Below are 14,358 nucleotides of genomic sequence, written 5' to 3' on the forward strand. Positions count from 1 at the left end.
ATTTCATTTAAATTGATCTTTTTCGTAATATAACACATCATCAATCTGGTGGATAACGGCAAAAGCGGATGTTTCAATTGCAGTCGCTTTTTTAGGATCATTCGAATTGAATTTATAATCGCGGGCCATGATATTATATAAACCGCCACCGGTTATCACGTTTCTTGTATTTCCTGCACCATCTATCACTTTCATATTATTTTCGGAACTACTTACAGTTAGCGTGTAGAATCGCTTGGATTGCTCGTTCAAAGCGGCTGTTTCATACGCTTTTGCCGCAAGCGAACTTCCATCAATATACAGCGAGTTGTCTTGGAAATGATAGCGTAAGAAACGAACTAATTTTTCGGTCATCGCCTTGCGGACTTCCGCGTCTCCTTGTGCTTTTATTTGCTCCCAAGTAGGTAAGCCATTCGCAATAGCGCGTTGCACGGCTTCGTTAGTAGGTACATAAATCGTATAATGATAGGTACTGAAGAATTTCACATTGTAATCCATCCCCACATTTGATTTATCCAGATAGAATATATCGTATAATTCGTGTTCGGCATATGTTGCTTCGTCGTTTCCTTCCAGCAAAGCAAAAAATTCGCTGAATGAATCACGACAAAAGTCTGTGCCGAATGTGTTATAGACCGATTTTGTTGGCGCCAATACGGGTGCATTCATGATATAAGCCTTGCCATTGCCTTCTACCGTTTGGTCGTAGATAGTTTCAACGCGGGCAGACTGATTATTATCAATCTGGAAACCGCTACTGATCTGCATATTTGTACCTTTTCCCGACACTTTGATGGTTCCCCCGTTTTTTGCCCGGTAATAGGATTTCCCATCTTCGATGTTACCCACAATGATATGGTAATCCAACAGGTCGTCTAAGCGATCTCTTACTTCCGCTATCGTTGCCACCCGTATAGAATCGCCGATTGCTCCTGTTGCTATGTTATAAGCGCTGACTTTTGCTGTAACCGTATTTTTCCCGGCATCATATTTGAACTCAAACACTTCCGGTTGGTCTTTGGCAAAGGAAACAGGGTCGTAATAGTATTTTAAAGCATCGTCCGTAGGAATCAGGAAACTGTAGTAACTATCCATAGACAACAGGTAAGCATAATATTCCAAATCTTTGATAGCCCAGTTGAAAATACGCATATTTTCGCTGATGAGCGCCGGCGCCGACACCGCCACATAAGATGCCGGAGGATAAATTTTATTGGTTATATACACTACTCCGTTGGCGGTTAAATAGGTTTTAATAATATCCTCTTTTTTAACTCCCATCGGATCTTTTGCATCATTCATAATTTCGTCAAACTTACTTGGAACAGAATTGACAAAAGAAGACTTGAGGTGATTATTAAGCAAGTCGTCCAACACGTCCGCCGGTATATTTTCCCATTTTCCATCGTACCGGTCGTACAAAAATCGGCCACTTCCTTCTTTAAAATAGGTATTGATAGTATTGTTGTCCGGCACAAACATAGCAGCCATATCCATTTCGGAGGAGGAGGTTGCGTTGTAGGTATAGGTATTCCATCCCGGGTCGAATGACAAATAGCCCGCCAATAGATTGCCTTGTGGATCTCTGATGCGAGCGCCGGATCCGCTTCGTTCGGAAAAATATCCTTTTACAAAAATAGAATCGTTGGTTCCATACAGGCGATTATATTCATTGGTCATCGCATTGGAATAGTACGGGGCGCTAAACCGTTCGAGCAGACTGCTAAAAACCGTTGTTTCGGGAATGGTACGTATGACTTCCGCCATATTGGAGGGAGGAATCAATACATCTTCCAATTGATGAATGTAACCGTTTTTGCAGGTAATATTTTGTTTAATAACTTTTATCTCATAAATATAAGCGTCATTTTTTTCTCTTTTCTTTCCATTAAACAAGATAGAAAAGTCTTCATCGGTAATGTTTTTAAACGCCATTTGTTTCTCTAATAAATGAAGCATAGGAACAGGATGATCGTCTTTCATCAGTAAAAGCCCATTCTCCCTGTAATTATTCCAGTAAGCGGTAGGCGGTATATTTCTGCCGAATTCAAACGGTACCGAATCAAGCGCCGAAAGAGCCGTTGCGCGGCGCAAGGCTTGTCCAACAATAGGGCCTTCCGTACTGGATAGCATATCAATCAGATAAGCATTGTTGATCATGCTTGAGTTAAGTATCAACTTCATTTGCGCCTTGGTCAAATCTTCGAAGCGCGTAACTCCCCAAGGGTTTCTATTTTGAAAGAAACGGTTGAAGGCCTCATCATCAGCAACAAACAGGGTTTTGCTACCTGTTTTGGATAGCACCTCCGTGTACTCTAAAGCATCTATCATGCGAACATAATAGGTGAAATTTCCTGTTTGATCAAGGTACTGATAGATACTTTCCCCCAACCAATCCGGACTTTCATTGTCGAAGATATATTCATCTTTGCACGATGAGAATATTCCGCAAATAAGGAGTAAACATCCGCTTAGCCAAATTAAACACTTGTTTTTCATAAGCTTTATTAAATTAAAGTAATAAAATCAATATACATATTTCGATAGCGATTTTTTAAGCTCTATCGTTGTTTTATTCAGTTCATATTCTACACAACGGTGGGTTATCGACAGTTCATCGGCCATTTCTTGATATGTTTTTCCATACATCCGTATTCCCAAAAAAATCTTTCTCGATTTTTCCGGCAACTGTTTCAATTTAGCATGCAATATGACTTTGATTTCGGTGTCAAATAATTTATTTTCTCCGGTTGGAGATAACTGCTCGAAAGGCAACTGTTCGAAAATCTTCGTCCGCACCTGTTCTCTACGGCGATAGTCCATGCACTTGTTGCGGATTATGGATATAAAAAGGTAGTGAATGCTTTTGTTGGAATCAATCTGGTCTTTCATCTCAAGAAGTTTCAATATAGATTCGGAGGCTATATCTTGAGCCAATTCGCCATCGCCAACCAACGAAGCAGCATACCGCTTTGCTTTATTGTAGTTCTCTCTATAAAAATTACCCATGTAATCTTCTGTGTTTCTCATGTGTATCTTTTTACTTTTTATTATCACAAATTTAGTATGCAGAACACAAAAAGAGTATCACGATTAGTTGTAAAAGCCGATACAAAATGTTGTATTTTTCTTGTTTTTTTATTGCAAAAAAGCAGATACAACTATTTGTACCCGCTTTTGCAACATTTTGTCCTCACAGTGCAACGAGTTATTTCAGTATCTTAAATGATTGTTTGCCGTCTTTGGTTGATAAAATACCAATATAGGCTCCCGAAGGTAAACCTTTTACATCCAATTGGTTTTCGCCTTCGATGCAATTGAGTGTCTTTAAGAGGCTACCATTAATTGAGAATAGCAGGAATAAGGTGTTTTCGGTAGTCTTGATGGTTAAATATTCTTTGGTGGATGTCAGACATAAATAATTATCCGCATCAAGTATTCTTTTATCTATTCCTATGCTCGTTACAACAGTCAATGTTCGCACAACCGGTTGAGCGGCGGCATAATTTATTTCTCCATCTTGCGAAGCGGTAATCTCGGCTGTTCCTGCGTCTGTTATTTTTATTTTCCCGTCAACAATTCTTGCCACCCTCGCATTGGAACTGGCATAAGCGATTTTCAAACCGGAAGAGGAAATGGCGCCCGGGTCAAAATCTGCATCGTTGGTATTCTTTTCAGGAAAGGGCTCAAAAGTTATCGTTTGGTTGCCCATATTCTTCAGTTGCGCTATTTGTTCCGCATTCAACGCTTGATTATAGATGCGAAATTCATCTACAATACCTTTCAAATAAGGATCGGAATATTGTGATTTTCCGATATAATTCTGATTTGTACTGGGTAACATGGACGGATTAATGGTTATCGTACTATTCGTACCTTCCAATATTCCGTTCACATACAATTTAGCCACGCCAATAGCGCTGGCATCGTTCCAATCGAGAGTAACAGCTATATGCACCCATTGATTGAGCGGCAGTGTAGTCGTGCCATCAACGGTTTGTTCCGATGCTCCGTTTTTAATGGCAAAACGAAGGGCGCCGGAACTGTTTTTCGCAGATAAAAACAGATAATATGATTCTCCTGTCCCGAAGTCAAAAAGGCGAGTCCACGTTCCGGCGGTATTCAGGTTTACCCACAACGATACAGTGAAAGACTTTACGGTCGTTAATAAACCGGCAGGAAGACTTGCGTAAGCATTCGAACTGCCGTCGAATTGAAGACCGTTATTAAATTTTCCGGCTACCCACGCGGTTCCGGAAGCCAAGGTTGCCAGTCTTTTATTCCAAATATCGGTTGCCGTTTTTCCGGTAGTTTCATCCAGGGGGTAGTAGCGAAATTTACCATCGCTTGGGTTAGCGGCTACTTCGTTAGCAGGCTCGCTTTCGCCAAGAATATTTACGGCAGTAACCACATAATAATAGGTTTGGTTATTTTCTACGGTAGCATCTATGTAATTAGCCACAGGTGATGTGCCGATAGTGGAGTAAGGCCCTCCCGATACATCGGAGCGTTTGATGTTATAGATGGTGGTCAATTCTTCGGTTGCATTCCAGACCAATGCCACCTGAAAGTTACCGTTAGTCGCATTCAGATTGCCGGGTGCAGGTGGTACAGTTAAGGCTAAAGTTTTAGCATTGACCTTTTCGGAGTTGGCGCTTTCGCCTTTTGCATTCATTGCTTTTAGTATATAGAAATAATCGGTGTTTATTTCCAAGCCTGAATCTTCGTAGTTTGTAGCCGTAATTCCGTTGGCGATGGTTGTGTATTCTCCATTCTCTGTCGGTGAGCGTTTCAGGATATATCCCGAAGCGCCGGAAGAGGCAGTCCACGACAATTTGATTCGACTGCTGTTCATAGCTTGGGCCGAAACATTGGCAGGGGCAGCCGGAGCATCGCCTCCCCCTTCAACAGATACATTATCAAAGACACAGGTAGAAGTAGGAGTTCCACCGATAAATATGCCGACATAGCAGCTATTTCCCATCGCAACAGTACGCGAACTGACAGCATACCAGTTCGTCCCGTTACCGGATTCATAAACAGTAAAGGTATTTCCTTCCCGCTTAATCCGAAACCAAACCGGCGCTTTGGAAAATTGATTACCATTGCTCCATGTCGGGTTACTTCCTTGGTTGATTCGTGTAGCCGATGCTGCAAACCGAGGGTCGCCTCTACCCATGGTCATGGCGACCATTTTTGAAGTAGGATCGATTGTCTCCCTAAGCATCACGCCTTGCCGAGGCTCCCTACCTAAATTAAACAAACGTGCCGTGATGGTTACATCGCCGCTCACAGCTGTATATACATAACGAATCTTATCCGAAGCTCCATCAATTCCGGTACCGGTACTGTTTAGAATATAACTGTTGTTTGCATAAATTGCACTACCGTCGGCATCGTTTCCGCCAATTTCTTTCGACAACCAGCCGACAGGCAGGTCGGACGTTCCGGCAGTGAACATCGTATTTGCTGCTGCAGATTCTGCCCCTCTTCCCGATTGATTGATAGCAGAAACTGTATAATAATACGTTCTATTATTGGGCAAATCGGCAACACTCCAATCGGTATATTCGGCGCTGGTATTGTTGTCCCAAGTTGCAATTTGGGTAAATCCTCCAGTGGCTCTGTTAGAACGCATGATTCGATAACCTTGCGCAACATCTCCGCTGGGCGCTGTCCAATTCAATCGGATATAAGACACACCCGGTGTGGCAGTTAATTCGGTTGGCGCCGCCGGAACGGGATGAGGCTTGTAGGGCGATTTATCCCCATCAAGTGTGTAGTACAATGTACCACCTCCAAAGAAATCAGCATCGCCCAAGCCTTCAGGACGCGCTAATTCGGCCATTGCTTTGACATAGGGTGTTTCTAAACCTTTCTTCACATGATAATAATTGTAAAGCATTTCATATACAGGAGATTGGCGTATTCTATTGGCATCGGCAGAGCCGGCAATATAGCTAAAGTTATCGTTGATACAGTTATTCCAATACGCCCATGGAACATCCTTATGATTGAGATTGAATTTGCAATAGTATTCAAATCCCGCCAACAAACGATTGTCTAAATAAGCATACAACGATTCGTCTCCCTGATTGTATGCCGTCTGTGCCATTTCGGCCAAACAAGCCGGACCGATAGTTGCATGAGGTTGGTCGCGTCCCATTTCAGCAATCTGACCGGTTGACTGGAAGATAGCATTTGGCAGACTGCCATTGCCCACACCGTTTTTGTAATAATTCACAGCTTCATCAAATTTAGCTTCATCCTCACAAAAGACAGCGATTCCCATAATAGAGGCTGCTGCCGGAGAATCCCAACTGGCCGGTCGTCCGCAATTTCCCAAGAAATTATGACAAGCCGGATAAAAATACTGCAGCGCCATTGTCTTGAATTTGGCCTGATCGGCAGCGCTCCAACCCGGATATATCCGTAGTAACTCCGCTGCTTGCATAAAGTTATTGATTGGCAACTGAAATAATTCGCCACTTGCTACTTCGCTGACTGTATTTGCCCACGAATTACATATTCTGACGGCACAATCGGCATATTTTGTATCGCCCGATATATACCACCGCAGGGTGTTGACGTATGCCACATGCGCATCAAGCGAGGCGCGTTGACGAGGTCCCGAACCGCCAATATTTGCCGAAGGCCCGGCATTATGAGCGCCTTGCGCTTTTGAGTCGTTAATCAACAGATTCCAACTCTCTATCCAAGGAGACTCCATGGCTGCCACTTTCGCTTTCATCCGGTCTAAATCGGCTTGGTTAAGCAAACCTCCCGGGTGAACAAATACGCGCTGTGCTACCACCTGATTAACATTTATACATAGAAAAGCGATCCATGCAACGATAGTAAGTAATTTTTTTTTCTTCATGATAATTTAATATTAAAAAAGACACACCTCTTCGCTGTGAAGAGGCGTGTCTTTTATTTAACGAATTTAATAATCTTACAACCTCTATTTTACTATCACTTTAGTTGTGATACTCTTGCCTTCGTTAATTACATTTACGATATAAAATCCTTGGCTCAAAGGTATAAACGAACCATCCGAGATAGCGGTGTTCTTGCTTACAAGTGTGCCTAACAAGTTATATACATTTACCGTAGCTGTGCTGATACCGGTTACTTTAATTCCACCTGCGGTTGATATTACGCCAACTGAAGCTGATGAAACTTCGTTTATGCCTGACAAATTGCCGAATTTCACTATATCCCAGATAGCTTCTTTTGCAGGTGATGTAGAAAATACGGTTGCACCGGTTTCTTCATTTACAGCGAACATCAAGCTCCAATTATTTCTCACATTGTAGAGACAATAAGCGGCGCCATCGTAGTAAATCGAGTGATTACGCCATGTATAATTGTCGCCGGTAGCGCTTTGTGCAGTTACCGTACCACCCACTCCAAACTGTCCGTTTTCCATTACATGTCCGGCTAAATCGGTTTCGTACGTCCAAGTATCTCCATCCAATTCCGAAACAATGGTATAACGTGCCGGATTCAAACTATTAGCATTGACATTATACTGAATATTCCATACTTGTCCTGTTTGTTCGGTTAATGATTCGGTGTGTAATACCTGAAGCGTCAACGCTCCGCGTGTATTGCTGTTCAAATCGTAAACCGTAGGAGATGTCAGGTAATAATTTGTACCTTTCACACGCAGATAATACAGTCCTGATTCAAATACATTTTGAGCATCAGCCGCTTCCGACATGAGAAGGAAAATCTTCGATCCCTTAAATGTGGCTAATGCAGCCTTCAATGAAGTGATTTCAATTTCGATAAAAGGTTGAGCCGCTGTTGCAGCAGATACAAGCGCTTGTGATTTTGCTATGGCAGTTTCCAAAGCTTCTTTTGCAGCCTCAGGATAAGAACCTGCCTCATCGCCTATAGTTACTGTGGCAATAAACGCATTCGCTTCGCCAATCAAAGCGCTCAATTCGGTGAAATCTCCGGCAGCGCCATACGGATTGTAATATGCGCCAGATGCTTCGGCATCCGCTGTGCTATAATAATGATCGCCGTCTTCTGTCGAAAGTACATAAAGACGATCCCATATACTACCGCCATTTCCGTTTGAATTAGAAGTGTAAGCATCTTCTTCAAAAGTAATCCGGTCGCCGGCTTTCATGTTTACATAAAAATCGGAAGATTTGGGAACTAAACCGTCTCCGGCATTTCTATTTCCATATTCTACATCGAATCCCATGGTTACTTCTTTAGCAATTGTACTAGCTCCTTCCGGCAAGAAGCGGAAGCGTGCCCAGAACGGATTTTGTAAGTTCGGGTTGATTGTCAACCTGCGGATGGTTGCACCTACACGGTAAACGCCATCAACAGGGGCGGTAAAGTAAATAACCGGAGATTTGGTTGTTGTCGGGTGTATATTTCCGTCAGATGCCACAAACATCCACTCTCCTGCCCCATCATACCAGGCATTGGCGTTTTTCCATTGACCACTTGCGTTATATGTTCCACCTTCTATACCAAATACTTTATATACGCCATTGGTAGGCACATAAGTACCAAAATCCCAAACGGATGCTACATCTTTGCTGAAAATAGCGGCATGTTCCGCAGCTTGTTCTTCGGTATAGGGGAAAAGCCGGTAGTTACCTTGTGCGGTATAGTCAATCGTAATTTTGGAAGCATCGAATACGATTTTGGCCTCTTCTAATTTGGCAAGATATACAACGGCATTCATACCTGTAATAGCATTATTGTCATACATAGTATTAATTTCGGCCAAAAGCGCTTGCACTATGGCTACGGCAGTAGGAGGATATTGGCCATATTCATAACCAATATTAGCATTGTTTACATAGGCTTCCAGCTCATCGTATGCTTCCCACATTGGGTCAAGAGCCGAGTCATCATAAGGGTCGCAATAGGATGTTACCCCTTTAGCCTCACTTTCCGATACTTTTTCTATTTTCAACTCTTTCCAATTGGTACGTCCCCAAGCATCACGCGCCCACGAAGAAGTTTGTACGATAGGAATTTGGCGACAATCAATTTCAAATGAAACAATGTCGTTTGCTTCTGCTTTGAATGCAAATACAAAGGATTCTGGAGTGTTGGGCGTAAATCTGGGTAAAGTTTCGCGAATGTCTGCCCAAACGGCATCGCCATAGTCAATCTGTGTACTATTGTCGCCAAACGAAACTTCATTGCTCATGGTGGATAAAGCATTTACTTTGGTTTCCCCTTTATAACGGAAACGTGTCAATGCTTTCAAAGGGATGCCAACACCGCCATCTTGCCGTTGCAAGGTGTAGTTTACCTTGTAGTAACCATTGGCGGGCGCTTTAAACGAGATAATAGAAGTTGCTTCCTTGGTAGGATACACTTCAAAATCTTCGGAAACGTAGGGCCAGTAGGTCAATGCAGGACGACCGGCAGGACGAATAGAATCGGCCCAAGCAAAGCGTTTGTTTGCTTGCCAAATATTGTCGCCGCCAATTGCAAGATTTTCGGCTTCGCCCAATTTCACGCCATTTATCCACTCAGGGACATAGATGTCATACCAGTTCACAACGCTTGAATCGGTGTATAGCGTCAGGGCTTTATAGTCGCCCGAAGCATACGTGTAGCGTTCAAAACTCCATTCGGGACCACCACCTGCTTGAAATGTTGCCGGAGTCATCTGTCGCAAATCATACGTTTGCGCAAATAAAGAAAACGAAAACAGCATCATAATAGATGCCAAAAGTAGATTTTTCTTTTTCATGGATACTTAGTTTAATGTAATTATATAAAATCAATAAATTCCTCTTCTATTTTTCAAAATAATATTCTTGAAAATCATATATCTTTTTCACATCCCCACCGTGCATAATTCCGTCTTTAATAATTTGATTGGTTTTTGCAATCTCATTTTGAACTTTGCGATATAAATTCATAGGAATTCCTCTTTGTTCGGCGTCAGACCGAGTCAATGTAAGCAGATAAAGATTCTGTGTCAGGCAGATATTAGGCGCTATTTCGCTAAAAAACAGGGAATCGCCGTCGAAAGAAGCCCTCAAATTTCCCATAAAAATGCTGTCAACCGGATTTGCGACCAAGGAGTTGTCGTTGGTATGTGTGTCTGAACAGGCAAATAATGAGCCTATAAACACACAAAACAGGATAGCAGATATAATTCTATTCGTCATATATATATTTTTCGTTTTTATATATAATACGAATACAAAATACAAATTCCCCAAAATGGATGAAAAAAAATTATTTTTCTTCTGTTGATTCGCCTTTTTTCATTTGCGCATACTGCGAAGGGGTCATGTTGAACATTTCTTTAAAATAATTACTGAAGTATTTCTGGGTGTTAAATCCTACCATTAAGGAAATTTCCGACACAGTCAGTTGGCTCGAGCTTAACAAACTGGCTGCCCGTTTCATTCGGATAGTACGAATAAAGTCGGAGGGCGTTTGCCCGATTATGGATTGCATCTTCCGGTATAAATGGGTGCGATCCATCCCGACCTCTTTACTCAGCGATTCTACCGAGAATTCCGTATTACTCATATTCTTCTCCACACATTCCAATGCTTTCGCAATTAATTGTTCGTCGAGCGAAGTGATGGTTATCGTTTTCGGATTTACTTCGATATTCTTAATAAAAGTTTCTTTCCTTTTTTCTCGTTGTTCCAGCAATTTAGTAATCCGCATCAATAGCGTATCCAGATTAAAAGGTTTTGAGATATACGAATCGGCTCCAACCTCATACCCACTGGTGCGATATTCCGGCGATTTTTTTGCTGTCAGCAAAATAACCGGTATGTGCGACAGTTCAATATCTGTTTTTATTTCTTTACACATTTCCAGTCCATCCATCCTCGGCATCATCACATCACTGATTATTAAATCGGGATGATAGTTCTGAGCCATCTCTAAACCTTCCAAACCGTCAGCTGCCGGTATCACGTTGTACATATCAGAGAGTATATTGACAAGGTATTCGCGAAATTTATCATTATCCTCTACCACCAAGAGCGTTACCTCTTTGCGATTTACCGACAGATCGGCATCCAAAACCGGAACTTCCGATTTTTCGGGATGCTCCTCTATTTCTGTTTCCGGTATAAAAAATTCGCTCAAACCATCCGGAATGAAAAAGACAAAAGAACTTCCTTCTTTCACTTTACTCTCTACCGTGATACTCCCTTTGTGTAACTCAATATATTCCTTCACAAGGTGCAGACCTATGCCGCTACCGGTATTCATATTGACTGAGGGATTTTTGGAATTTCGCGTTTGATAAAAGCGGGTAAATACATTCGACAAATCTTTTTCCTCAATTCCCACACCGGAATCTTCCACCGCGATAACAAGCGAATGGTCGGCATCTAATCCGGCATGTATTCCGATTTTTCCGCCATCCGGCGTAAATTTAAAGGCATTGGACAGTAGGTTATTCATTACCTTGTGCATTTTTTCCTGATCAAAATAGAAAAGGGTATTTTCAACATCTTGAGTATCTAATTCAAAACGAATATTCTTTTGAGAGACAACTTCGCCAAAAGACAAATAGATAGATTCTAAAAATGCCGGAACATCAACTAAGGTTACATTCAAATGTTCTCCTTTTTGTTCCAATCGACGAAAATCCAAGAGTTGATTAACCATATTCAATAAATCCTGGGCGCTTTGGTGGACTAATTTCAGTTGGTTACGAATAGACAGGTCTTCCACTTTTTTCAGTAACACTTCGAGCGGAATAATAATCAGCGTTAATGGCGTTCGAAATTCATGGCTGATGTTAGTGAAAAACCGAAATTTCATTTCATCCAGTTTTTGCTGCTCCATACGGTTTAATTCTTCCTGTTCCATTATTAATTTTCCGCGTTTTTTTGAGGTATAAGCTTTAATTCCGTATCCTGTAATGGAGGCCGTGAAAAGGATGTAAGTTAAATAAGCCCACCATGTAGCCCAAAATGGAGGTCGGATAATAATGTCTATTTCCGACAGTTTTCCCCAATGTTTACTCGTATTGGCGGCATAAACTTCAAAGGTATATTTCCCCGGAGAAAGAGCTGTATAAGTAACCTTTCCCAATCCATCCGGATTTTGTGTTTCCAGCCATTCTTCATCCAGCCCTTTCAACCTGTATTTGTAATAGGTTTGACTTGGATTTACATAATTTAAAGCCGAAAATTCAAGCGTTATATAGTTTTCATCATAGTTTAGCCTTAGTTCTTTTAATGAAGATATGGGAGTGTTTACTAACCTGTTAAACAGGCTGAATCGTACAAAAACAGGTTGTAAATTCTCTAATCCCCAGGCAATGGAATTCGTATTCAATCCGTTTAATTCAGTCATTCCGCCAAAATACAACATCCCATCCGGCATCGCAAGCGCAGAACGTTCCAGTATTTCTCCGTGTTGAACGCCATCAAAATGATTGAGAGAGAAAAAGAGGTAGTTATATCCTTGCTCTCCTTTTTCAAGTCGTATTCTCACTATACCATTGGATGTGGCTACCCAAATATCCTTATTGGGGTCTTCCGTTACCGTTTGAATGCAATTATTCGGCAATCCGTCTTCTACAAAAAAATGACGAGTTGCATTATTTTTCGGATTCCAAACATTCAATCCGTCTTGTGTTCCAAACCAAACCAGTCCTCTGCTATCTATAAAATTACAATTATATTTTCGGCTGCTGTGATTGTAGATGGAATCTTCGGGAAACCGGTCGGGTCGAGGGGTATATAATTCATCTTTCTTGAAATCATAAAAAAATATTCCATTCTGAGAAGCGACCAACATTTTCTCCTCATTGAACGTAATGGTGTGAGTTAATGTACGGAACCGTTTTATTTGCGGAAACTGTTTATCTAAGGGTGTAAATTCTTTCTTTTCCGGGTCAAATCGTCCCAGATTATTCAGTTCGTTGCAAATATATAAAGTTCCGTCAAGCGATTCGTAACAAAACCGGACATTATTGTCCACAAAACCGGTTACATTTTCTTTTCTGTAATTAGATATTTTGCCCTTGTCGATACAATATATCCCATCATACAATGTGGACAACCAGATGCGTCCTTTGGAATCTTTCATCAATTGCATGCAGAACTGGGTATTTAATCCCGACAGATAAGGTTTAACCTTCCTCTCTGAGGGAGAATACAAAAGAACGCCCTTATACATACCGCACAAAATATCCCCATTGTCCAAACTCAACAAAGTGCGAACACCGCCTGCATTGGCAAAGTTGCATTCATTAAATAATGGATGAACCACTATCTCATTTGGATGATAATATAACAAGCCATTACTAAATGTTGCCAGCCACATTCCTCCTTTGGAATCACGGCATACTCCCATCAGATTATCTTCGATTTCGCCTCCTCCTCTTATCTGTAAGGAAGTATAATGGGCTACTTCTTCCCTGTCAAAATTATATATCCACAATCCTGTTCGGGAGGTTGCCCATAAATTATTTGCCTTATCCAAGGTAAAATCATACAATGATATACAAGATAATATTTCACTCCATTCCTTCTTGTGAATGTTGTATTGGAACAATCCTCCGGCATCTCCATTGATTAAAACCAAGAAGTTATTGTCATCCAGTTTCTTCGAAAAATAGCGTCTTAGTTGTGGTGTAATCTTTTTTGAGAGGTAATTATCGTTGTATAAAAAAGTGCGGGTAGTGAAGTTAAAACAACGCATACCTCCTTTCGAGAAAAAGAAATAAAAATTATTTCCCATTTGAGTTACATCCACTATGGAGCCATAATCAATCACATCAACAAGAAACCCATCATAGATTAATACTGCCGGATTCTTCCAATCGTAAAAAAATAATTGATTTCGCTCTGTAAAGAGCCATGCGTTTTTATCTTCATCTAAAAAGAAATTCAATAAGCGATCGTTTACTCCACATTGGGTAAAAATATCATTTATATCGTAGATGTATTCGTAGGTTTTAAGATCAAGTAACGATAAACCATAATTATCTTTTATCCATAACCGGTTGAAAGGATCAATATATTCTCTGTCGCAGTCAGAACTTGTCCAAATATACGACTTATTCAAATCGCGCCGCAGAAACTGAAAACTACTGGCATCATACAAACTGATCATTCCATCGGTTTTCACTATCATACGACCGTCCAATCCTTCAACGATACGCCGAACCTGATTGTTATACAATCCGTTATCACTATTGATAAGTTTGAATTGATAAAAGTCATTACCACAAACAGTTGTAACAAACAGCAAGAAAAAAACTATCTGAAAGAATTTCAAGTTTTTCATGATTGTAGATATTTTGCGTACAAATATAAAAAAATACTCGCAAAATATATCGAAAATAAAAAAAGGACTATATTCGGGGAATTTTAT

6 protein-coding genes are annotated in these 14,358 nt (G+C 41.0%); all 6 read right to left on the bottom strand.

The window, feature by feature from the left end; all coding sequences use genetic code 11:
• Window positions 1-3: 3 nt before the first annotated feature.
• The 6 genes from ACYPWY_RS04275 to ACYPWY_RS04300 all read right to left on the bottom strand — a co-directional run bounded on the left by ACYPWY_RS04275 (window position 4) and on the right by ACYPWY_RS04300 (window position 14,271).
• Entirely contained in the window at window positions 4-2,499 is a 2,496-nt protein-coding gene (locus ACYPWY_RS04275) for a fasciclin domain-containing protein (protein WP_459684192.1), read from the bottom strand.
• A 27-nt stretch (window positions 2,500-2,526) separates the two neighbouring features.
• Window positions 2,527-3,030, bottom strand: a complete 504-nt coding sequence (locus ACYPWY_RS04280) for a sigma-70 family RNA polymerase sigma factor (RefSeq protein ID WP_459684193.1) — start codon at window positions 3,028-3,030, stop codon at window positions 2,527-2,529.
• A 178-nt stretch (window positions 3,031-3,208) separates the two neighbouring features.
• Entirely contained in the window at window positions 3,209-6,880 is a 3,672-nt protein-coding gene (locus ACYPWY_RS04285) for a LamG-like jellyroll fold domain-containing protein (protein WP_459684194.1), read from the bottom strand.
• 84 nt (window positions 6,881-6,964) lie between these two features.
• Complete coding sequence (locus tag ACYPWY_RS04290; RefSeq protein ID WP_459684195.1) at window positions 6,965-9,742, bottom strand: T9SS type A sorting domain-containing protein; 2,778 nt, start codon at window positions 9,740-9,742, stop codon at window positions 6,965-6,967.
• Window positions 9,743-9,788: 46 nt separating this feature from the next.
• Entirely contained in the window at window positions 9,789-10,166 is a 378-nt protein-coding gene (locus tag ACYPWY_RS04295; protein WP_459684196.1) for a hypothetical protein, read from the bottom strand.
• Between the two features lie 70 nt (window positions 10,167-10,236).
• On the bottom strand, window positions 10,237-14,271 hold the full coding sequence (locus ACYPWY_RS04300; RefSeq protein ID WP_459684197.1) for a response regulator: 4,035 nt from the start codon (window positions 14,269-14,271) through the stop codon (window positions 10,237-10,239).
• Between the last annotated feature and the right edge of the window lie 87 nt (window positions 14,272-14,358).

The organism is Viscerimonas tarda, from assembly GCF_054601255.1.